This is a genomic window from Streptomyces sp. NPDC001093, assembly GCF_040298985.1.
GTDB lineage: Bacteria > Actinomycetota > Actinomycetes > Streptomycetales > Streptomycetaceae > Streptomyces.
Genome location: NZ_JBEPBF010000059.1, coordinates 36,124 through 58,188, shown reverse-complemented (window position 1 = coordinate 58,188; position 22,065 = coordinate 36,124). Strand labels below are relative to the sequence as shown.

General features: G+C 69.8%; 21 protein-coding genes. 2 read left to right on the top strand and 19 right to left on the bottom strand.

Annotation, left to right across the window (positions count from 1 at the left end; genetic code table 11):
- The 18 genes from ABT288_RS26855 to ABT288_RS26770 all read right to left on the bottom strand — a co-directional run.
- A partial coding sequence (locus tag ABT288_RS26855; protein WP_351612631.1) for a shikimate kinase occupies window positions 1-305 on the bottom strand: 305 nt, incomplete at its 3' end.
- Complete coding sequence (aroC, locus tag ABT288_RS26850) at window positions 302-1,486, bottom strand: chorismate synthase (protein WP_351612630.1); 1,185 nt, start codon at window positions 1,484-1,486, stop codon at window positions 302-304. The genes aroC and ABT288_RS26855, both read right to left, overlap by 4 nt.
- Entirely contained in the window at window positions 1,483-2,793 is a 1,311-nt protein-coding gene (gene aroA, locus ABT288_RS26845; RefSeq protein WP_351612628.1) for a 3-phosphoshikimate 1-carboxyvinyltransferase, read from the bottom strand. Before aroA ends, aroC begins: the two co-directional genes overlap by 4 nt.
- Window positions 2,790-3,836, bottom strand: a complete 1,047-nt coding sequence (gene metF / locus ABT288_RS26840) for a methylenetetrahydrofolate reductase [NAD(P)H] (RefSeq protein WP_351612626.1) — start codon at window positions 3,834-3,836, stop codon at window positions 2,790-2,792. The genes aroA and metF overlap by 4 nt, the downstream gene beginning before the upstream one ends.
- Window positions 3,833-4,819 (bottom strand): carbohydrate kinase family protein, encoded by a 987-nt coding sequence (locus ABT288_RS26835; protein ID WP_351612623.1) that lies wholly within the window; start codon window positions 4,817-4,819, stop codon window positions 3,833-3,835. Before ABT288_RS26835 ends, metF begins: the two co-directional genes overlap by 4 nt.
- A 1-nt stretch (window position 4,820) precedes the next feature.
- A complete protein-coding gene (gene metK, locus ABT288_RS26830; RefSeq protein WP_351612620.1) occupies window positions 4,821-6,014 on the bottom strand; it encodes a methionine adenosyltransferase in 1,194 nt (397 codons plus the stop codon).
- Between the two features lie 211 nt (window positions 6,015-6,225).
- Complete coding sequence (gene wrbA, locus ABT288_RS26825; protein WP_351612617.1) at window positions 6,226-6,849, bottom strand: NAD(P)H:quinone oxidoreductase; 624 nt, start codon at window positions 6,847-6,849, stop codon at window positions 6,226-6,228.
- 8 nt (window positions 6,850-6,857) lie between these two features.
- A complete protein-coding gene (locus ABT288_RS26820) occupies window positions 6,858-7,382 on the bottom strand; it encodes a flavin reductase family protein (RefSeq protein WP_351612614.1) in 525 nt (174 codons plus the stop codon).
- A gap of 25 nt (window positions 7,383-7,407) precedes the next feature.
- Complete coding sequence (phzG, locus tag ABT288_RS26815; RefSeq protein ID WP_351612611.1) at window positions 7,408-8,055, bottom strand: phenazine biosynthesis FMN-dependent oxidase PhzG; 648 nt, start codon at window positions 8,053-8,055, stop codon at window positions 7,408-7,410.
- 9 nt (window positions 8,056-8,064) lie between these two features.
- Entirely contained in the window at window positions 8,065-8,898 is an 834-nt protein-coding gene (locus ABT288_RS26810) for a PhzF family phenazine biosynthesis protein (RefSeq protein WP_351612609.1), read from the bottom strand.
- Window positions 8,883-9,266 carry a hypothetical protein gene (locus tag ABT288_RS26805; RefSeq protein ID WP_351612606.1) on the bottom strand — a complete coding sequence of 128 codons (384 nt, stop codon included), beginning with the start codon at window positions 9,264-9,266 and terminating at the stop codon, window positions 8,883-8,885. Before ABT288_RS26805 ends, ABT288_RS26810 begins: the two co-directional genes overlap by 16 nt.
- Window positions 9,256-11,148, bottom strand: a complete 1,893-nt coding sequence (locus ABT288_RS26800) for an anthranilate synthase family protein (RefSeq protein ID WP_351612605.1) — start codon at window positions 11,146-11,148, stop codon at window positions 9,256-9,258. Before ABT288_RS26800 ends, ABT288_RS26805 begins: the two co-directional genes overlap by 11 nt.
- The gene (locus ABT288_RS26795) at window positions 11,145-11,768 is read right to left on the bottom strand and encodes an isochorismatase family protein (protein WP_351612603.1); all 624 of its coding nucleotides are present in this window, start codon (window positions 11,766-11,768) and stop codon (window positions 11,145-11,147) included. The genes ABT288_RS26800 and ABT288_RS26795 overlap by 4 nt, the downstream gene beginning before the upstream one ends.
- A 44-nt stretch (window positions 11,769-11,812) precedes the next feature.
- Window positions 11,813-12,997, bottom strand: a complete 1,185-nt coding sequence (locus ABT288_RS26790; RefSeq protein ID WP_351612601.1) for a 3-deoxy-7-phosphoheptulonate synthase — start codon at window positions 12,995-12,997, stop codon at window positions 11,813-11,815.
- A 71-nt stretch (window positions 12,998-13,068) separates the two neighbouring features.
- Window positions 13,069-13,548, bottom strand: a complete 480-nt coding sequence (locus ABT288_RS26785; RefSeq protein WP_351612600.1) for a PhzA/PhzB family protein — start codon at window positions 13,546-13,548, stop codon at window positions 13,069-13,071.
- A 51-nt stretch (window positions 13,549-13,599) separates the two neighbouring features.
- Entirely contained in the window at window positions 13,600-14,808 is a 1,209-nt protein-coding gene (locus ABT288_RS26780; RefSeq protein ID WP_351612598.1) for an acyl-CoA dehydrogenase family protein, read from the bottom strand.
- A 190-nt stretch (window positions 14,809-14,998) separates the two neighbouring features.
- Window positions 14,999-16,432: an FAD-dependent oxidoreductase gene (locus ABT288_RS26775; RefSeq protein WP_351612596.1), complete on the bottom strand. Its 1,434-nt coding sequence runs from the start codon at window positions 16,430-16,432 to the stop codon at window positions 14,999-15,001.
- A 504-nt stretch (window positions 16,433-16,936) separates the two neighbouring features.
- Entirely contained in the window at window positions 16,937-17,797 is an 861-nt protein-coding gene (locus ABT288_RS26770) for an SAM-dependent methyltransferase (protein ID WP_351612595.1), read from the bottom strand.
- A 294-nt stretch (window positions 17,798-18,091) separates the two neighbouring features.
- Here ABT288_RS26770 and ABT288_RS26765 point away from each other — a divergent pair, with 294 nt between their 5' ends.
- Window positions 18,092-19,111 (top strand): Lrp/AsnC family transcriptional regulator, encoded by a 1,020-nt coding sequence (locus ABT288_RS26765; RefSeq protein WP_351612592.1) that lies wholly within the window; start codon window positions 18,092-18,094, stop codon window positions 19,109-19,111.
- A 75-nt stretch (window positions 19,112-19,186) separates the two neighbouring features.
- On the opposite strand, the gene ABT288_RS26760 is transcribed toward ABT288_RS26765, so the two are convergent.
- Complete coding sequence (locus tag ABT288_RS26760) at window positions 19,187-20,641, bottom strand: MFS transporter (RefSeq protein ID WP_351612590.1); 1,455 nt, start codon at window positions 20,639-20,641, stop codon at window positions 19,187-19,189.
- Window positions 20,642-21,032: 391 nt separating this feature from the next.
- Between ABT288_RS26760 and ABT288_RS26755 the strand changes: the two genes are divergently transcribed.
- The gene (locus ABT288_RS26755; RefSeq protein WP_351612587.1) at window positions 21,033-22,055 is read left to right on the top strand and encodes an MDR family NADP-dependent oxidoreductase; all 1,023 of its coding nucleotides are present in this window, start codon (window positions 21,033-21,035) and stop codon (window positions 22,053-22,055) included.
- The last annotated feature ends 10 nt before the right edge of the window (window positions 22,056-22,065 follow it).

Sequence of the window (22,065 nt, the reverse complement as noted above, 5' to 3'; positions counted from 1 at the left end):
AGGTAGACCACCCGGTGCCCGGCCAGCAGCGCGCGCGTGTCGGCGTCCAGGACGGCCCCGCCGCCGAGCGCGAGGACGCCCTCGTGCTCGGCGAGCGCCGTGTGCACGGCCCGCTTCTCGAGCGCGCGGAAGACCGGCTCCCCCTCCTCCACGAAGATCTCGGCGATGGGGCGGCCCTCGGCGACCACGATGTCCTCGTCGGTGTCCCGGTAGCCGACCCCGAGCCGCTCCGCCAGCAGCGGGCCGACCGTCGACTTGCCGACGCCCATCGGGCCGACCAGTACGACGGCGGGCACGGCACTCACCGGATCCGCAGGTTGTCGAGGTACGACCGCACGTTGCGCCGGGTCTCGGCCACCGAGTCGCCGCCGAACTTCTCGGCGACCGCGTCCGCGAGCACCAACGCGGCCATCGCCTCGGCGACGATGCCGGCCGCCGGCACCGCGCACACATCGGATCGCTGATGGTGGGCCTGCGCCGGCTCGCCCGTGGACACATCCACCGTCCCCAGCGCCCGTGGCACCGTCGCGATCGGCTTCATCGCCGCCCGCACCCGCAGCAGCTCGCCGGTGGACAGACCACCCTCGGTGCCACCGGAGCGGCCCGACCCCCGCCGGATGCCCTCGGGCGTGTTGACGATCTCGTCGTGGGCCCTGGAGCCGGGCACCCGGGCCAGCTCGAAGCCGTCCCCGACCTCGACGCCCTTGATCGCCTGGATGCCCATGAGCGCCGCGGCGAGCCGGGCGTCCAGCCGGCGGTCCCAGTGCACATGCGAGCCCAGGCCCACCGGCACCCCGTACGCCAGCACCTCGACCACGCCGCCGAGCGTGTCGCCGTCCTTGTGCGCCTGGTCGACCTCCGCGACCATCGCCTTCGACGCGTCCGCGTCCAGACAGCGCACCGGATCCGCGTCCAGCTTCTCCACGTCCGCCGGGGTCGGACACACCCCGTACGGCGCCCTGGCCGAGGCCAGTTCCACGACGTGCGAGACGATCTCGATGCCCGTGGTCTTCCTCAGGTACGACCGCGCCACCGCGCCGAGGGCCACCCGGGCCGCCGTCTCACGCGCCGAGGCGCGCTCCAGGATCGGGCGGGCCTCGTCGAAGCCGTACTTCTGCATGCCGGCCAGGTCGGCGTGACCGGGCCGCGGCCGGGTCAGCGGGGCGTTGCGGGCCAAGGCTGCCAGCACGTGCGGATCCACCGGGTCGGCCGCCATGACCTGTTCCCACTTCGGCCACTCGGTGTTGCCCACCATGATCGCAACCGGGGAGCCCAGCGTCAGACCGTGCCGGACACCACCCAGGAAGGTGACCTCGTCCCGCTCGAACGTCATCCGCGCACCGCGGCCATGGCCGAGCCGCCGCCGCGCCAGGTGGTCCGCCACCATCTCCGTGGTGATCGGCACGCCGGCGGGAAGCCCCTCCAGCGTCGCGACGAGTGCGGGACCGTGGGACTCCCCCGCGGTCAGCCAGCGCAGCCTGCTCAACGGTCGTCCTCCATGGCCGATGCGGCGACTCCCGCCGGGAGCGCGTACCACGGGAACAGCCGTCGCATCTCCGTGTGGAAGTCCGGGAATGTCTTCGTGACGCACTGCGGGTCGTCCAGAGTGACGCTTCCGGGGACGGCGAGACCGAGCACGGAGAACGCCATCCCGATGCGGTGGTCTCGGTGACAGGCGATACGGGCGGGCTGCGGTGCGCCGGGGCGGATGGTGATCCAGTCCTCGCCCTGCGTCGCCTCGATGCCGCAGGCCCGCAGGTTCTCGGCGACGACGGAGATACGGTCGGACTCCTTCAGCCGTGCGTGTCCGATGCCATGGATCGTGATGGGTGCGTCGGCCAGGGGAGCGATGGCGGCCAGCGTCATGAAGGTGTCCGAGATGTCGCTCATGTCGACTGAGAAACCTCCGCTCAGCCGTCCGGGGCCGGTCACGGTGGTCTCCGCCTGCTCCACTCGGACCTGGGCACCGGTCCTGGCCAGGATCTCCACGAACCGCAGATCGCCTTGCAGGCTGCCCGCGCCCAGGCCGGGCACCGTCACCGTCCGCCCCGTGACGACCGCGGCGGCGAAGACGTACGTGGCCGTGGACGCGTCCGGTTCGATCACGACATCGGTCGCGGCGTACGGAGCCGGCGCGACCCGGAGTGTCCCGTCCGCGTCTTCGGCGACGCGTGCACCGAAGCGACGCATCAGCGCGACGGTCATGTCGACGTAGGGACGGCTGACGAGCTTCTGGGCCCGGACCGACAGTCCATGGCGCATCAACGGCGCCGCCATCAACAGGCCGCTGAGGTACTGGCTGCTCATGGACGAGTCCACCGCGATCTCCCCGCCCGCCAGGCCCCGTGCACGGATCAGCAACGGGAGCCCCTGGCCCGGGCCCGCCTCGATGTCGGCCCCCAGTCGGTGCAACACCTCCAGCAACGGCCGCTGGGGGCGGGCGCGCAGCTGTGAGGAGCCGTCGAAGAGGTAGGAACCCAGGCCGGTGGCGGCGAAGGGCGGCAGAAACCGTGCTGCCGTGCCGGCGTCCGCGCACCACAGGCGCGCCCGCCCGTCGGGTCCCCGGCCTGTCCCGGTCACGTCCCAGAACTCGTCCAGGGGACTGCTCTCGACCTGCACGCCGAGTTGCCTCAGCGCGTTGCGGAACGCCACCGTGTCGTCGCTGACGAGCGGGGCCCGGACGCGGCTGACACCCCGGGCGGCGGCGGCAAGCAGGAGTGCTCTGTTGGTGAGGCTCTTCGAGCCCGGTATCCGGGCGATGAGCTCGGTCGAGGTTCCGGTGTCGGTGGTCATGTCTGCTCCGGGGTGCTGGCGGCCAGGGGGTTCCGTCCGCTGGATGTCGACGGCCCGGTCGGCGCCCCGACGTTCCCGCCCGTGGGACCCGGAACCTCCTCCGGGTACCGGTGGCCGGGTGCCGTGGGCAGGCGCAGCCCTCGGTGGATGTCCATGGCGGCGGACGAGGTGTTGAGGGTGATGTAGTGCAGGCCGGGGGCGCCCTCGTCGAGCAGTCGTTGGGCGAGTTCGGTGGCGTGATCCACGCCGATGCGGTGGGACTCGCGCGGGTCGCACTGCGCGGTGCGCAGGCGCAGTGCGAGATCGCCGGGAATCGAGGCGTTGCTGAGGCGGGCGAACCGGCTGATCTGGTCGTAGCGAGTGGCGGGCATGATCTCGGGGATGACGGGCGTGTCGCATCCTGCGGCCGCCAGCCGGTCGCGCAGCCGAAGATAGTCCTCGGCCCGGAAGAACATCTGGGTGATGGCGTAGTCCGCGCCGGCCCGGCACTTCGCCACGAAATGACGGATGTCGCTCTCCCAGTCGGGTGAGCGCGGATGCCGCTCGGGGAATGCTGCCACGCCGATGCTGAAGTTGCCGCAGCTGCGGATGAGTTCCACGAGTTCCGCAGCGTGCTGCAGTCCGCTCGGGTGGGGAGTCCACGGTCCTTGCGGGTCTCCGGGCGGATCTCCTCGCAGAGCGAGCACGTCACGGATGCCGGCGTCGGCGTAGCGGCCGATGATCGTGCGCAGCTGGGCCTTCGAGTGGCCGACCGCAGTGAGGTGGGCCATGGGGCGCAGCGTCGTGTCTTCCGCGATCCGTTCGGTGAGGGCGGCGGTTCGTTCCCTGGAGGAGCCGCCTGCTCCGTATGTCACGGATACGAAGGCCGGGTTCAGGGATTCGACACGGCGCAGCGCACTCCACAGGGCTCGCTCGCCTCTGGGGGACTTGGGCGGGAAGAACTCGAACGAGTACGACCGGTGGCCGGCCGCGATCAGTTCGGCAGGACTCCGTCGGATCGTTGCCGCAGGCGTGGGGGCCAGGGCCAGGGTGGCCGCGGTCATGAGCGATCGTCTCCTGACGGCAGGTCCGTGGCCGCATGGACGTCTGGGCCGTGTGCGGTCGCCAGCAGTTCGCGCAGGCGTGCCGGGGAAGCGGCGTAGGTCTGGGTGCCGACGAAGGAGAGGGCGAGTGCCGCCAGGGCCGATCCCGTCCGGGCACAGGCCACGGCGTTCTGGCCCGTGGTCATGGCGGCCAGGTATCCGGCCCGGAACGCGTCTCCGACACCGGTCGGATCGGCGACCGTCGCCGCCGGGACCGCGGGAACGTCGAGCGGGGGTTCATCGGCACGTTCGATGCGGCTGCCCTTCTCGCCGAGGGTGGTCACCCAGGTGCCGGCCCGCTTCAGGACGTCGGCTCGCGTCCAGCCCGTCTTGGCCAGCAGCAGTCCGTGTTCGTATTCGTTGGTGAACAAGAGGTCGGCGCCGTCGACCAGTTCGCGAATCTGTTCGCCGTCGAGCCGGGCGAGCTGCTGGGACGGATCGGCGATGAAGGGCAGGCCGTGGGTGCGGCAGGCGCGGGTGTGGCGGAGCATCGCGGCGGGCTCGTCCGCGCCGATGTGGACGAGGTCGACGCCGCCGTGGTCGCGGACGACGCCGGCCAGGTCGATGGCGGCCGCTTCGGTCATCGCACCCGGGTAGAAGGAGGCGATCTGGTTGCCGTCCGGGTCGGTCGTGCACAGGAAGCGGGCCGTATGGCGTGTGGTGGAGAAGTGGACCCCGGAGACATCCACGCCCCGCTCGGCCAGCCGCCGGCCGTAGGGGTGGAAGTCGGCACCGACGGCGCCCACCAGGAGCGGACGATGGCCCAGGGTGGCCAGCCCGTAGGCGATGTTGGCGGCCACGCCGCCGTCCCGGATCTCGAGGGTGTCGACCAGGAACGACAGCGAGACGCGGTCCAGCCGGTCGGCCAGGAGCTGGTCGGCGATGCGGCCGGGGAACGTCATCAGGTGATCGGTGGCGATGGAGCCGGTGACGGCGATCCTCATCTCAGCACCCCGCCGCGCGACGCAGGGCATCCACACGGTCGACGCGTTCCCAGGTGAAGTCGGGCAGCTCGCGCCCGAAGTGGCCGTAGGCCGCGGTCTGGGCGTAGATGGGCCTCAGCAGGTCGAGGTCGCGGATGATCGCGGCCGGGCGCAGGTCGAAGACCTGCTGGATGGCGAACTCGATGGCCGTCTGCGGCACGGTGGCGGTGCCGAAGGTCTCCACGAACAGCCCGACCGGATCGGCCTTGCCGATCGCGTAGGCGACCTGGACCTCACAGCGGCGGGCGAGCCCGGCGGCGACGACGTTCTTGGCGACCCAGCGCATCGCGTACGCGGCACTGCGGTCCACCTTGGACGGGTCCTTGCCGGAGAAGGCACCGCCGCCGTGGCGGGCCATGCCGCCGTAGGTGTCGATGATGATCTTGCGGCCGGTCAGGCCGGCGTCGCCCATCGGACCGCCGATCTCGAACCGGCCGGTGGGGTTGACCAGCAGCCGGTAGCCCTCGGTGTCCAACTCGATGCCGTCGGCCGCCAGTCGTGCGAGTTCGTGCTCGACGACGTGCGTGCGGATGTCGGGGGCCAGCAGGCCCTCGAGGTCGACGTCGGCGGCGTGCTGTGCGGAGACGACCACGGTGTCCAGACGGGCCGCCCGGCTGCCCAGGTACTCGACGGTGACCTGGGTCTTGCCGTCCGGACGCAGATACGGCGCGATGCCGTCCCTGCGGACCTGGGAGAGCCGGTACGAGAGCCGGTGCGCCAACTGGATGGGCAGGGGCATCAGTTCCGGCGTCTCGTCGCAGGCGTACCCGAACATCAGCCCCTGGTCGCCCGCCCCTTGCGTCTCCAGAGCGTCATCGTCCCCGTCGGCCGGGTCCACGCCCCGCGCGATGTCCGGGGACTGGGCGCCGATCGAGACGGACACGCCGCAGGAGCGGCCGTCGAAGCCCTTCTTCGAGGCGTCGTAGCCGATGTCGAGGACCGCCTCGCGGACCAGACCGGGGATGTCCGCGTACGCCGCGGTGGTCACCTCCCCGGCGACGTGGACCTGACCGGTGGTGATCAGGGTCTCCACGGCGACCCGCGACCGCGGGTCCTCCTTGAGGAGGGCGTCGAGGATCGTGTCGCTGATCCGGTCGGCGATCTTGTCGGGGTGGCCCTCGGTCACGGACTCCGACGTGAACAGGCGGCGGGACATGGCTCTCCCTGGGGTCGCAGCGGCTGCTGGCTCTTTGGTTGGTCGGTGTGCTCTGGTGGGGGGCCGGGCCGGAGAGCTCCTCGGGGGATGTAGGAGCTCTCCGGCCGGTAGGAACGCGGACAGGGCCGACGGGGACCGATGGCCGGCGTCTGTCGGCGGGCAGTGGCATCGACGGGGACTGCCCTCCGCGTCCCGCACGGGGACGGAAGCGTTATCGGCTTCCGCCGGACAAGGCGACGACGGCCCGCGCGAGTCTCACGACGCGTTCGGCCTGGACGCGGGCCGCGTTGCGGGTGATGTCACCGACCGGTACGGTGCCGCCGGCGTCGTGGTGCGCGGTGCCGTAGGGGTTGCCGTCGATGAACTTGTCCGGGTGGGTGAATCCTGGGGCGACGACGATTCCGCCGAAGTGGTGGAAGGAGTGCATCAGGGCCAGCAGCGTGGACTCGTTGCCTCCGTGCGGGCTGCCCGTGGAGGTGAAGCCGCTGTAGACCTTGTCGGCCAGTTCGCCTGTGCGCCAGGCACCGCCCAGGGTGTCGATGAACTGCTTGAGCTGGGAGGAGATGTTGCCGAACCGCGTCGGTGACCCCATGAGAACGGCGTCGGCCCACAGGACGTCCTCGACCTCGGCCACCAGGACCTCCGCCGATGCCGCGGCGTGGGCGGACCACGCGGGACTGGACTCGACGACGGCCTGCGGTGCCAGTTCCCGGACCTTGCGCAACCGGACCTCGGCGCCCGCCTTCTCGGCCGTCTCCGCCATCTCGCGGGCGATGTCGGCGACATGGCCCGTGGCGGAGTAGTAGATGACGGTGACCTTCACCGCGGTCGTCATGGCGGCGCTCACCAGTCCGCCAGGTGCAGGATCTTCACCGGCTCCTCGGCCCCTGCCGCAGTGGCGGGAGCCGGGCAGGCGAAGGTCCGGTCGTAGTACACGAGCGGTGTCCGGTCGTCCGCATAGGTGTCCACCACGCGGCCGATGAGGATGCTGTGATCCCCCGCGTCGACGATGGAGTGCATCGTGCAGGCGACGCGGGCGCAGGCGCCGTGCGAACCGGGCAGCCCGAGTTCGCAGCTCTCCATGTCGCCCGCGGCGAACCGGTCGACTCCGGACCGGGCGAAGCGGCGCGCGACCGCGTCCTGACCGTGCGCCAGGACGTTGATCAGGAAGCGGTCGGCGGACGTGAACGCCTGGTGCGTGCTGGCGTTCTTGTTCAGGCAGACCAGGACGAGGGGCGGGTCCAGGGAGACGGAAGTGAACGAATTGGCGGTGAATCCCCAGCGTTCGCCCGTGCCGTCGATCGTGGTCACCACGGTCACCGGTCCGGGAACCCTGGCCATCGCATGCCTCAGAGCTGTGCCTTCCATGGTGTCCTCTCCGGTTCGTTGCGGGTCAGGGCTGGAGCCGGCACGTACGCCACCCGTGGTTCTGGCGGTCGTAGCGCAGCCTGCGGTGCAGTCGTTCGGCGTCGGCGCACCAGAACTCCACGGCGACAGGGGTCAGCCGGTACCCGACGAAGCGGGCCGGGCGGGGCAGCGGAGTGCCGGGAGCCCCTAGTCGGGCCGCTTCGGCTCGCAGGTCTGCCACGGCCGCCGGGCCGTCGAGCGGTTCGCTCTGCCGGGAGGCAAAGGACATGGAGTGCAGGGGGATCGGCCGGCCGAACCAGAGGGCGTCGGATGCCGCGTCGTCGAGCTGTGACACCGGTCCGGAGAGGATGAGTTGCTGGCCGGTCTCGCGCCAGTAGAACAGGCCGGAGGCCCAGCCGGTGTCGGCCAGTTCGCGGCCCTTCTGGCTGGTGTTGTGGCTGGCGAAGACCAGCCCGCGGTCGCTGAGCTCGGTGACGGTCACGATGCGGCTGGAGGCTCGGCCCTGGCTGTCGGAGGTCGCCAGGGCCAGCGAGCGGGGCTCCCGCACGCCGCGCGCGGTGGCCTCGGCGATCCACTGGTGAACCAGCGGCATGGGGTCGGCCGGTGGGTTGTCGTACTCGGGGAAGTCGATGTCGACCTCGCCGGTGAGGCTTTCGAACTGGCTGGTGTTCATGTGTCCTCGCTAGACATAAAGGGTGCCGCGGGCGGCCACGGCGCCGTGGCCGCCGACCTGCACGCTTCGGACGTCGTCGCCCGCGCCGTCCGCGGTCGCCAGCATGAGCGAGGGACGGCCCATCTCGACGCCCTGGAGAATCTGGAGCCTGTCCCCGTACGCGCTCAGTCCGTGCCGCGCCAGGTGAATGGCGAGAGGGCCGGCGGCCGAGCCGGTCGCCGCGTCCTCGACCACCCCGTAGGCGGGCGAGAACATCCGTGTCCGCCAGTGGGTGCCGTCGCCGGCGAAGCAGTTGGCCGCCATGTCCGGGAATCGGCTCAGGGCACGGTGGTCCGGTGTGAGGGCCGACAGCGCGGCAACGCTGTCGACCCCCACGAAGACGTGCCGCGGGCCGTTGCGGTAGATCTCGACCGGTGCTGTGGACTCCGCGACGCCGAGCGCCTCCAGGAGTTCCGCGCGGTGTTCGTACGGCTCCCATGTGGGGATGGGCTGCTCCATCCGCACGGCCGGGATGCCCTCGTCGTCGTGGAGCTGGAACGGGACGACCCCCATGGCGGTCTCCAGAAGGAGCCGGTCCCGCTTCAGGGTGTGGCCCAGGGCCACTGCCGTACCGAGCAGGGGATGACCCGCGAACGGCAGCTCGTTGACGGGGGTGAAGATGCGGATCCGGGCGTCACCGCCCTGCTCCGGCGGCAGGACGAAGGTGACTTCGGACAGGTTCATCTCCCGGGCGATGCGTTGCATCAGCTCGGCGGTCAGGTCGGCGGCGTCGAAGAAGACGGCCACGGGATTGCCTTCGAGCGGACGGCGTGCAAAAGCGTCCACCACTATGTATGCGTGCACGGTGTCTCGTTCCCCCGTACGGATGTGGGCGGTGTCGCGGCCGACGCGAACACGGGGCCGAGGCCCTGCAGCTCGCGGAGGGCATACGCTCCTTCGACCGTGGCCTCGACGTCGAACGTGGTGCGATGAGTGGGCGGGCGGCCGATCAGTTCGGCGGCCCGGTTCGCCGGGAGGCCGGCCGGACGCTCCGACTCCCAGAGCATGACCGCGCCCCAGCGGTTGCGCTGCCGGTCCGCCATCCAGAACTTCAGCCGCAGACCCGGGACTTCGCGCCAGGCGTCGGCGGTGCCGTCCCGCAGGTGCGCCCGCAGGGAGTCGATGGTCTGCGGGGTTCCGTCGAGCTCCCACCAGGCGATGTCAACGCGCACGGCCGAGCACCTCCCGGATGGTCTGTCCGACGATGCGCGGCCCGTCGACGGTGAGGACCGACTCGGCGTGGAACTGCATCGAGGCGAAACCCGGCCCGCGCAGCGCGTGCACGTGACCGGTTCCCTGGTCACGACTCACTTCCACCAGGCCGATTCCCTCGATGTCCAGCTTGTCCTCGGTGCTGCGGGCGGCGAACGTGTTGTAGAAACCGACGCGTTCGCGGTGGCCGAACAGATCGATCTCCCGCTGCACGCCCTGGTTGGGAACATCCCGGCGGACGAGGTCGAGGCCAAGGGCCAGGCTGAGCACCTGATGGCTCAGGCACACGGCGACGAAGGGCCGCCGCCGCTCGAGAAGGCCGTGGACCGCCGAACGGAGATGACCGATCCTGGGGTCGTCGGCAGCACGCGGGTCACCGGGACCGGGCCCCATCACGACGAGGTCGTGGCCGTCGGACTCGTAGGCCTCGTCGAAGCGGCTGACCGTCACGTGCACGCCCTGCGCGCGGAGCTGGTGTCCGATCATCGCCGTGAAGGTGTCCTCCGCGTCGACGACCAGTGCCGTCAGCCCCTCCAGCCCGGGGACCGCCGGCCGGCGGCTCCCACTGTCCTGCAGCCAGAACTCGGCGATGGAGGTGTTGCGGCGGCTGAGGGCGGCACGGACCTCCGGATGCGCGCCGAAGCGGCGGGTGCCTCCGGCCTCCAGGGCGGCAAGGAGCCCCGAAGCCTTGGCACGTGTCTCCGCGACCTCGGAGACCGGGTCGGAGTGACGCACCAGCGTGGCACCCACACCGATGCGGACCCGGCCGTGTGCGTCGATGTCGGCGGTGCGGATGAGGATGGCCGAGTCGAGTGAGCGTTCACCGTTCACGTCCCGGCCGATCAGCGCGGCCACTCCGCTGTAGTAGCCGCGGCCTTCGGGTTCGTACTTGCGGATGACGCGTGCCGCGCTCTCCAGCGGGCTGCCGGTGACGGTGGGGGCGAACATCGTCTCGTGCAGGATGTCGCGCACGTCGCGGTCGGTTCGGCCCTCGATGAAGTACTCGGTGTGGGCCAGCCGCGCCATCTCCTTGAGGTACGGGCCCAGGACCCGGCCGCCGCCCTCGCAGATGCGGGCCATCATCTTGAGTTCCTCGTCGACGACCATGTACAGCTCGTCGGTCTCCTTGCGGTCCGCGAGGAACTCCGTGACGCCTTCCAGGGTGGGGCCGGCCGGGGGATAGCGGTAGGTGCCGCTGATCGGGTTCATCACGGCGGTGCCGTCGCTCACCGAAATGTGCCGCTCGGGTGTGGCCCCGACGAGGGTGCGGTGCCCGGTGTGGATGAGGAAGGTCCAGTACGCGCCCTGCTCCCCTTCCAGCAGACGGCGGAAGAACCCCAGCGCGCTGGACAGCGAGTAGTCGCTGATGTCGGCCACGAAGGAGCGCTTGATGACGAAGTTGGCCCCTTCGCCCGTGCCGATCTCGTCCTTGACGACCCGTCGCACGGTGTCGGCGTACCGTTCGTCGTCCACGTCGAAGCCGTGCGCCGTCATGTGTGTCGGGGCGTTCGGCAGCCGCAGGAGGATTTCGGGCACGGACACCCTGGCCTGCCGGGTGACCGACAGGGCGATGAGCGGCACGCCGTCGTCGGGTGCCGTGAACCCCCGCTCGGTGATCTGCCGGTACGGCACCACGACCAGGACGTCGTGGTCGGTCCGCGGCGATTCGGGCCCCGCCTCGGTGAGGGGGATGTCCGCCAGCGTCCTGGGCAGCGACACGTCGCCGACCAGGATGTCCACGGTGTCCGGCACCCCGCACTCCGGCCGGTGCAGCAGGGCGAACGCGGGCGGTTCCAGGTTCAGGACGCTGCCGAGCAGGTCGCCGCGATCCCGGCTGTTCATGCGAACACCTCCGTGGACGGGACGACCACCGCACAGCGCTGGGCCGCGTAGTCGAGTGCGAGCCGATGGTGGTTCTCGGAGAAGTCACCGAGGGCGTCGGCGGCCAGGAACGTCTGGATGTCGTTGGCGAAGGCGTCGAGCGCCGTCGCCAGGACGCCGACGTGCGCGTACACGCCGCAGAGAATGATCTGGTCACGGTCTGCGGCTCGCATGCGCGCCAGCAGGTCCGAGCGGAAGAAGGCGCTGTACCGCCACTTGGTGAACGTCCAGTCGCCCTCGGCGGGGGCCAGCTCCGGCGTCACTTCCCGGTCGGCCGGCTCGGTGCGCATGCCCGGGCCCCAGAAGTCCTTCAGCAGCCCTCGCTGCTCGTCCGTCATCCGTCCGGGCTGCGCGGTGTACGCCACCGGCACGCCGAGAGCGGCACAGCGCTTGCGCAGGGTGGCGGCGTTGTGGACGAGCTCGGAGCGCAGCGGCTCCGGCAGGGCGTTGAGGAAGTAGCGCTGCATGTCGTGGACGAGCAGGACGGCGCGCTCCGGGCGCGGGGTCCATTGCGCCAGGTTCTCGGGCAGGCTCTCCGGGACGGGCAGGGGGTACGACGCGATGGGGGGCAGGCCGGCCATCGAACAACTCCTTTCCAGCGATGTGGCCGAGACGGTGGAGGCGTTCACAGAGCGTCGGACCAGGCCGTGACCAGGGAGACGGCCTGCCGTGAGTTGAGCCGCGGGTCGCAGAAGGTGGTGTGCCGGCCGGCGGCGGAACCGAGTGCGGAGGCGTCGGCGACGCACTCCGTCACGTCGTCCGGGGTCGTTTCCAGGTGCAGTCCGCCGGCCACGCCGCCGGCGCTCGCCACCGCGCGCCGGAACCCGACGACCTCCCGGGCCAGGGTGGTCAGCAAGCGGGTCTTCCTGCCGTCCGCCGCGGTGACGGTGTTGCCGTGCATGGGGTCGCACAGCCAGATCGCCGGATGACCCGCGGAGCGGACCGCAGCGACCAGCGGTGGCAGCCGGTCGCTGACGACGTCAGCGCCCATACGCGCGATCAGGGTGAGGCGACCGGGCTCCCGGAGCGGGTCGAGACGCTCGCACAGGAACGTGATCTCCTCGACGGTCATGTTCGGACCGACCTTGCAGGCCACGGGGTTCACGACATCGGCGAGCAGCTCGACATGGGCGCCGTCCAGCTGACGGGTCCGTTCGCCGATCCACGGCCAGTGCGTGGAACCGAGCCAGCGCCTGCCGTCTCCGACCTCGCGGATCATCGGGACTTCGTAGTCCAGGAGTAGTGCCTCGTGACTCGTCCACACCAGGGGTTCGATGCTCGGCCATGCGCGCAGAGCCGGTGCGCGCCACCCCAGGTGATCCACGATGTCGCCTGCCGCCATGTACCCGGTGAGGATGCGCAGCGGGTCGGGCTGCCTGCTCTCCGGGTCGGGTTCCGGGCTGTTGACCATGTGTCCGCGGTACACCGGCAGAACGAGGTCGCCCACCTGCTCGAAGGAGTTCGAACGCGGCTTGGCGAACTGCCCCGCGATGCGTCCCACGCGCAGGACGGGCTTGCCGGTGACCATCTTCAGCGTGGTGGCCAGCAGGTCCAGTACGGCGGATTTTCGGCGGACGTGCTCCGCGGTGCACTCCTCCGGGTCCTCCGCGCAGTCCCCCGCCTGCACCACGTGCGCTTCGCCCGCGGCGACGGACGCGAGCAACGACTTGAGGGTGTGTACGTCGTCCACGCGGACCAACGGCGGTCGGGAGCTGAGAATTTCCCTGACGCGCTGAACCTGTGAAAGATCGCTCCATTCGGGCTGTTGCAGGGCTTTGGCCCGCTGGATTTCGGTTACTGCATGTCCCACGACTGTTCCCCCGTCAGGCGGAGAGGATGTACGGCCGGATCGCGATGGTCCGCGTTCATGCGGATCAGCTGTCAGGTGGGGATACCCTCACGCTCGATGCGCGGGACGTCGATTCCCAGGGAGCGGAACTGCTGGCACGGGTTCATGAACTCGCGCTGCTGCTTTATCTTCCCGTTCTCGAACAGGAACGAGTGGAGGAAGTGATTACGGTAATGACCTTCGGGATATCCGGGAAAGAGGATCCGGCCCTCGCCGTCGCATTCGACCCAGAAGCGGTCGGGGTCCTGGGTGTCGAAGATCTCGATGTTGGTCCAGGCCCAGTCGGGGAAGCACTTGAGCGACCAGACGGCGTGCTCCCCCAGCCGCTCGCGGCCGCGGATGACGATCGGTTCGCCGCTCTCCGTGGTCCACAGGCCACCGACGCCGTCCTCCGTGAAGAGCAGGTGCCGCCGGAGCCGGTCCTCGCCGCGGGTGTTCATGTACTGCTCGACGACGGCGCGGTTGTGGGCGCGCAACTCGGTCTCGTCGGTGGGTATTCGGGGCTCTGCCATGGGTGTCCTTCGGTGTGGGAGACGGACGTACGGGTTCGGTCGCGTCTCGGCTCAGACGATGAAGCTGATGTCACGGGGGTCCTGGCCGACCAGAGCGCGGCCGTAGACCTGTTCGGGAATGCCCATGCCGAACCCGGCGTGCCGGCTGCCGACGTTGATGTCGCGCCAGAGCCGCTGCAGCGGGTTGGCCTCGTTGAAGGCGGAGGAGCCGTGTGCGGTCAGCAGGGTGTCGACGGCCTCCCGGCACAGCCGGCCGACCTGGGCGGACTCCAGCCGGTTGCGGGCGCGCACGGTCAGATCCGTGTTGATCCCGGCATGGGCGTACTCGTCGACGGTGCCGGCGATACGGGCCGCGATCAGCTTGGCCGTGTCGATCTTCGAGGTGGCGTCGGCGAGGTCGAGCTGGAAGGTCGGCGACTGGGTCTGGTCGCGGTAGGTGGAGCCCGCCACGGGACGGGTGGGGCCCTTCTCCCGGACGAAGTCGAGGGCGGCTTCGGCGCCGCCGATCAGCGCGCCGATCAGGCCGATGGCGAACAGGCCGGTCAGGCTGTTGCGGTAGGGCAGGCCGGGGTCGACCACGCCGTCGGTCTCGCCGTTGAGGACGGGCACGTAGGGCACCAGCCGGTGGCTGGGCACGAAGAGCCGGTCGGCGACGACGGTGTTGCTGCCGGTGCCGCGCATCCCGGCGAAGTGCCAGGTGTCCTTGATGGTGACGTCGTCGGCCCGCATCAGGGCGAAGTTGATGTCGGGCCGGCCCTCGGCGGTGGGTACGGCGATCAGGGCGCTGATCCACTGGGCGTGCAGGCAGCCCGAGACGTAGGCCCACTGGCCGCTGACGACGACGCCTCCGTCGGCGTGCTCGACGTCCGGTGCGGGGAGCCCCAGGACCAGGGCGCACTGGGCGTCGGGGTTCTCGCCCCACACCTCGTCACCGGCGGCCGGGGGGAACAGGGACGCCACGAAGTTCCCGGCGTTGAGCACGCCCGCGATCCAGGCCGCGGAGCAGCAGCCGCGGCCGAGTGCGGTGGCGACCTCGAGCAAGGTGCGCATGTCCGTCTCGTAACCCCCGTGCCGTCGCGGGGTCATCAGCCGCAGCAGGCCCGACTCGGTCATGGCGGAGACGACGCCGGCGGCGAGACGGCGCTCGCTTTCGCAGGCGACGGCATGCTCGGACAGCAGCTCCCGCAAGCCCTCGGCCCGCTTCACGAGCTCGATGCGGTCAGGAGTCTGTACGACGGTGGAAACCACCGGATTCGACATTCCGAATCATTCCCTTCGGATTTCTCGACACTGGAACGCTAGATCTCCGAAAACTGCGGAGTCAAGGCCGGAATTCCCGTTTAACCGAGAATTCAATTTCCCGGAAAAGGCATGACTGATCTGCACGGCACCGCGGGGATCGCGTGTGTGATTCCGGCTGTTCGGAGTGACAGAAAGACGGTTGCGCCGGTTAACGGTTCTCCTGGCTTCCTCGGTGGCGCAGGTTGCCGAGGACCATCCGCCCGATGGTGACGGGATTGAGCAGGATCGTGGGCGGAGAGAGCAGTGAGCTGACCTTGACGAACTCCTGGGTGAGCGCCGAGTCGTGTTCCGCGGCGCTCAGCAGCCGGCCGAAGAAGGCGTTGGTGATGCGTACGGGGAGCGGGCGCGGGCCGGTGACCTCGGGGAGCGCCAGGTCGCTGCCGACGGCCATCTGCCAGGCGACCTCGATGCGCCGTGCGGCGGCCTTGAAGAAGCGGCGCGGCAACTGGTCCCCGTGCTGAGCGAGAGCTTCCTCGAGCGCGCCGGCCTGCAGCGCGGCGGCGGACATCCCCTGACCGTAGACGGGGTTGAAGCTGCAGATCGCGTCGCCGAACACGAGGAGTCCGTCGGGGAAGCGCTGCAGCCGCTCGTAGCGGCGGCGCACGCTCGCCGGATAGCGGTGCGCGACGGGGTCGTCGAGGGGTTCGGCGGCGCAGAGGGCCTCGAAGACGTCCGGGGGGACGATGGGCTTGGCGAAGTCCAGGAAACCGCTCGGGTCGACGGGCGGGTGATGTCCGCCGTAGCCGATCAGTGTCAGCATCCAGTGGTCGTCGCCGTGCTGGAGAAACGTGGCGCCGGTCGGTCTTCCCGGACAGGCGCCGACGATCACGACCTTTCTGCGGCCGAGAGAGCCCGGTGCCACCCTGAGGTTCCGGCTGACGTACTTGATGTCGACGGCGATCCGGTCTTCCTGCGGCTGCTCGTAGCCCAGGTCCGCGAGCCATCGCGTGGTGCGGCCGCCGCGTCCCGTCGCGTCGACGACCAGGTCCGCGGCGAGTTCCTGCTCCACCGCGTCGTCGCGGTGCGCGACGCGGACACCGGTGACGCGGCGTCCGTCCGGGGAGCTGATGAGTCCGGTCGCCTCGCAGCGGTCGATGATCTCGACGTTCGGCAGCGCCCGCAGCCAGGAGCGTACCCGGCCCTCCAGTTGCGGACGGCTCGGCTGATACGTGGGGATGGGGTCCGCGTAGCGGCCCTCCTGGCTGAGGAGATGGCCTCCCGGGGCGAAGTGCATCTCGGTGGGTTCCCGGACCACCGGCACGCCGTCGGCTTCGATCTCCGCCAGCAGGCCGGGGAACATCTCCTGGAGCCACTTCGTGCCGGCGGGCAGTATCGCGTGCGCGTGACGGCCCTGGGGCACTCCGCGCCGGTTCTCGACCGTCTCCGGCAGCGCGTCCCGGTCGATCACCGTCACCCGGTCGAAGGTGTCGGACAGCACCCGGGCGGCGAAGAGCCCGCCGATGCTGGCCCCCAGCACCACACAACGGCTCCACGGCGTCCTGGACGCGGACTCGCCGGAGCGGCCGCTGCTTCGTAAGCGGTGCTCCTCCGGAGAGTGGGGGCGTGCAGTGTCGTCAGGCATGCGTTTCCTCCGCTGTCCTCGTGGGGTGGTGGGTGGGCGTGGTCAGGCAGACACCGATGACGGCGAGGTGAACGTGGGTGATGCGCGCATCGGGATTTCCGCTGTCCCCTCGGCCGCGCACGTATTCGGCGGGCAGGGATGCCGCCGCGCAGGTCTCGCGGGTAGCTCCCGCGCGCCGGTTTGACAATCGGCGGGTGAATTCCCTGGACGGCTTCAGCGACACCGGCGCGTCCGTCTCATGAACCCGGGGACGCCGCTGAGTCATAAGCCGCGGCAGGTCCGTATCGGGTGTCGAAGGAATGATCCGTTCAAAGGCGTGCCACGCACGGTCTGGTTGCACGATGTCCCCCCGTACCGAGTCCGGCGAAACTGCAGTGCAATGCACCGCATCATTTCAGCCAGAAACCCCCTGTGATGACGGAGGTCAGCCCGCCATCAATGGAATTCGGGATTCCGGATTCCCTGCTGCCGAGTCCGGAATCCTGTTGATTCCAGGAATTCCTGTCAGGCCACGGCCGGTCCGGCGGAAGGAGTGAGCCTGGCGGTCGTCAGCCAGCACGCCGGGAGCGGTGCCACCGTGCGTCCGTGTCCGATTCGGGTGTCGTCGCCGGCGTACACCTCCGCCTCCCACCCGTGGCCGCCCATCCAGGAGACGAGGTCGTCGCGAGCGGAGAGCCAGGAGGCGCCCTGCTCCTCGACGCGCTCCCGCACGGGCCTGCCCGCCTCCTCGAGCATCGCCGCCTGGAGGTGCTCCAGCATGAGCCGGCTTCCCGGTGCGGACAGCTCGGTGACACCGGCCAGGATCGCGTCTCCCGCGGCGTCGGTCAGATACATCAAGAGCCCTTCGACCAGCCAGACCGTCGGCTGCGACGGATCGAAACCCGCAGCTCGCAGGGCCGATTGCCAGTCCTCCCGGAGGTCGGCGGCCACCCCGTGGCGCTCGCACCCGAGGGGCAGGCCGGACCGTTCGATCAGGGCGTCCTTGAACGCGGTCATCTCCGGCAGCTCCACCTCGAACCAGCGCGTCCCGGCCGGCAGCTCCAGCCGGACGGTACGCCCGTCCACGCCCGCGGCCAGCGTGACGACCTGGCGGATCCCGCTCCGGACCGCGGAGAGCACCTCGTCGTCGAAGAACCGCGTGCGCACCGCGAAGTACGCCGGGAAGCCACGCGCGCTGTTGTGGGTCTGCTTGATCACCTCGGCCACATCGGCCAGTACCGGATCCTCCGCCAGGGCCGACAGCATGGCAGCGGCGAGCGGGTCCCGGAACAGCGCGTCCGGACGTTCGCTTTCCAGCTGGCGCATCCACGCGACGAAGAGTGCGGTCTGCCCGACTCCGACCGAAGGCGTCTTCAACTCGACCATAAAATCCTCCCCAAGACGAGGTCTGTTCACTGAAAAGGAGCGGTCTACATTTCTGTAGACGTACGGCTTGAAAGGCTCATCGGAATGGCTGGAACATTCACTTGGCACATGGGGCTCGAAAGAGAGAGATGGGCAGACAGCTGGTCCGCTGCGCACGATGTCGACCAGATCAGAGTAACTCTGATGAGCGGCAACTGATGGAATTCTGCGGACCTCTGAGGCTGCGATGGTAGCGTGGCCTGCGCTATCTTCAACTTTATTCCACGGAGCAGCCTCCCACTGAAGGATGTGTGCATGCTCGACGACCTGGATCGTGCCCTGATACACGCGCTGCACATAGACGGCCGCGCGCCATTCAGTCATTTCGCGGCCGCGCTCGACGTATCGCCCCAGACGATCGCCCGCCGCTACCGGCGCCTACGGGACGAGGCGTCGCTGCGCGTCGTCGGGCTCGCGGACCCCCACCGAGCCGGTCAGACACAGTGGCTCGTCCGGCTCACCGCCGCGGCGAGTTCGGCGCAGGACCTCGCGCACGCCTTGGCCCGCCGACCTGACACGTCGTGGGTCAAACTCACCTCCGGCGGCACCGAAATCGTCGCGATCATCCACACCCCGACCGACGCCGCCGCCGGCAACTCCCTGCTGCTGCGTGACATCCCGCGCACCAACAACATCACGGCCGTGTCCGCTCACTGTCTGCTGCACATGTACCTCGGAGGTCCCACGAACTGGCGCCGAAGCGCGAACACCCTCAACGAGGAACAGCAGCGCATCCTGCGGTCGAACGAGGCCGCCGACACCGCGTACGTGCCCGTGCCACGTCAACTGACCGACGGGGACGCTGATTTGCTGGTTGCACTGCAGAAGGACGGGCGCGCCAGCCACGCGGAACTCGCCCAGGCGACCGGCTGGTCCCCGGTGACCGTCGCGCGGCGGCTGGCCGATCTGCAGGCCGGCGGAGCCCTCTTCTTCGACGTCGAGGTCGACACCGGGCTGTTCGGCGCCAACACCAGGGCACTTCTGTGGATGTCGGTGAGCCCCGCGCATCTGGATCACGTGGCGACGACCCTGGCGGGACACGACGAACTCGCCTTCGTCGCCGCGACCACGGGTCCCACCAACCTGGTGGCCCAGGCGCTGTGCCGCGACCCTGCCGACCTGCACCATTACCTCGCCCGCCGGCTCGGCTCCCTCGACGCGATCCACACCCTCGAGACCAGCCCGGTGCTGCAGAACGTCAAGGCGGCGAGCCCCATGATCACGGATCTGGTCCGTGCCCGGCGGACCGCTCCGGCTTCGCGTCTGCGACCGTGAAGCCGTGGTGGGCGCACACACACCGATGCGGCGACCGGAAGGCCGCCGCATGAACCGCTCAGGAGTGTGGCTCGATCAGTGCTGTGCCCCGGCCTTGTCCGAAGCATCCTTCTCGATCATCATCCTGCTGGTGACGAAGCTGATCACCACCAGCGCGACGGCAACCCAGAAGGCGACCTGGACCGCGTGCAGCGCGGCCGAAGGGCCGCCGGGCCGTGCGCTGTTGAGGTAGACACTGCCCAGGACGGCGACCCCGAGCGTGGCGCCCAGCTGCTGGACGGCGTTCAGCAGTCCGGCGGCCGACCCGATCTCCTGCGGCTGCAGCGGCTTCAGGGCGATGGTGAAGAAGGCAGGGCTGAAGAGCCCGACTCCCAGACCCACCACACCCAGCGCGATCAGCAGCGGCCTGGGGTAGGACGTGGGATCTGCCTCGTGGTACACGGCGATGGCGGCCAGCGCTCCGACCAGGAGTACGACGAGTCCCAGGGACATCATGCGGTGACCGTAGCGCCGGACCAGATGGGCACCAGCCACCCAGGAGGCCACGGCCAGACCCACCGACCAGGGAGCGAGGGTCAGGCCCGCGTTGAGCACATCGGTGCCGAGCCCCAGCTGGAGCTGCAGCACGATGACCATCATCAGACCGTTCGTCACCGCGAAGAAGGTTGTCGACGTCACCAGGGCGGCCGGGAAACCCCGGTGCGCGAACAGGCTCGGCTCCACCACCGGGCTCCGGCCGGCGGCGGCGACACCGCGCTGGTGCAGCGCGAACACGACCAGCACGATCAGACCGGCCACGATGGCCCCCCAGCTCCATACGGACATCGCGGCGATGTCCGCACCGATGAGGGGGTAGACGACGAGCCCGACGCCGATCGTCGCCAGGAGCGTGCCGGTGAGATCGAGAGTGGGCCGCTTGGGAGCGCGGTTCTCCAGCAGTTTGGGGGTCAGGGCCAGCACGACCAGGGACACGGGCACGTTGACCAGGAATGTCGCGCGCCACGACGAACCGAACAGGTCGGCATGCGTCAGCACACCGCCGAGCACCGGACCGCACACGGCCGCCAGGCCCATCACGGGGCCGATGCTGCCCAGGGCCTTGGACATCTCGTCACCGGAGAACATGGTCTTGATCAGACCGATGGTCTGGGGAATGATCACAGCCGCCGCTGCCCCCTGCACCACGCGGAAGCCGATCAGCAGACCCACCGAGGGCGCCAGTGCGCATGCGGTGGACGCCAGCATGAATCCTGTGACGCCGATGACGAACAGCCGTCGTCGGCCGGCGATGTCGCCCAACCGGCCACCGGTGATCAACAGCACCGCGAACGGGAGGGTGTAGGCCGTCGTGAACCACTGGATGTCGGACACCGAGCCGCCCAGATCGGCATGGATCGCCGGTGCGGCGACCTGCACGATGGTCGCGTCCAACAGGTTCATGGCCTCACCGAGCAGCAGGGCGGTGAGCGCCAGCCACCGCCATCGGTACGCCGTTGTGGGAGTCGGCGCAAGCACACGCTCAGCAGTCATCGGGGTTCCTCTCCACCATTGTCGACGCGCCGAACCGATCCCCCGGGAGCGGGGCATCGAGTTCGACCACGAGTCAGCGTGGAGGGACGGATCCGCGGCCTCCAGCCAGAGCCGGGAGATGGACGATTCCTTCCACCGAGGACGTCTGCGGTGACGATTTCCCACGCGGCGGCCCCGTGCACGCGCCCCGGCCGGCCGGCCCGCGGAGGGATGCCCGGGCCGGCCCCCGGATGTGAGCTTCCTTCAGCCAGGCGTCTCGGATGGAAGAAATGTTCCAGTGCGGCACCGTGACTGGAGTCGGCGGACGTGATCGCTCCACCCTGGGGCTCCCTGGTCACTCCGCGTGCACCAGGGCTTCACATCCGTACGTCCTTCCTGTTCAGGAGCGTGAATGGCAGCCCTGCCCGCTACCCAGAGAGAAGTCCGTCTCGCGGCCAAGCCCGAAGGGCTTCCGCGGCTGGAGCACTTCAGTGTCGTCGAGACACCCCTGGCCTCGCCGGGGGACGACGACGTACTGGTACGCAACGTCTTCTTCCACGTCTTCGCCACACTGCGCATACTCATCGCGGGTGCCACGCAGGACACGCCGTTCCCCGTGCTCAACGCCGGCGACACCCTCGTCGGCGCGGCGATCGGCGAGGTGGTCTCCGCCCCCGAGGGCAGCGCACTGCGGCCGGGCGATCTGGTGTCGCACTGGCTGGGCTGGCGTGAGTACGCCGTCGTCCCCGCGGGCGAGTGCGCGCGGCTGGACACCGAGGCCCTTCCCGACCCGATCACCCACCTCCAGCAGGGCTGGACAGCGTACGCGGCACTGACGCGCGGGGTCGAACTCCGCCCCGGGGACACCGTGTTCGTCTCCGCGGGCGGCAGCGGGATCGGCGCGATGGCCGGGCAGATCGCCAAGCGGCTGGGCGCCGGCCAGGTCATCGCCAGCACCGGCTCGCAGGAGAAGGCCGACCGTCTCGTGAACGAGCTCGGTTACGACGCGGCCGTCATCCGCGGTGCCGCACCGCTCGCCGAACAGCTGGCGAAGGCCGCACCGGACGGCATCGACGTCTTCTTCGACAACGTCGGAGGCGAACAGCTGCGGGCGGCTGTGGAAGCGGCCCGTCCGGGTGCCCGCTTCGTCCTGATCGGCGCCCTGTCCGGGCAGCTGTGCGAGGACGGCACCGGCACCACGGCACCCGTCGAGCTGGACTCCCTGCCGCTCATCCACAAGCGGATCGTGATGCGCGGCTTCAGCTCGGACGACTTCGACGACTGCGGGGAGTGGACCGAGAGGTTCGGCGCGTGGCTGCGCGCGGGGCAGATGGTCTTCCCCCACGTGCGGATCAAGGGCATCGAACACGCCCCTCAGGCCCTGCTGGAGGTGATCGAAGGGCGGCACATCGGTGCCGTCATCGTCGAGCTGTAGCTCCGTGCTC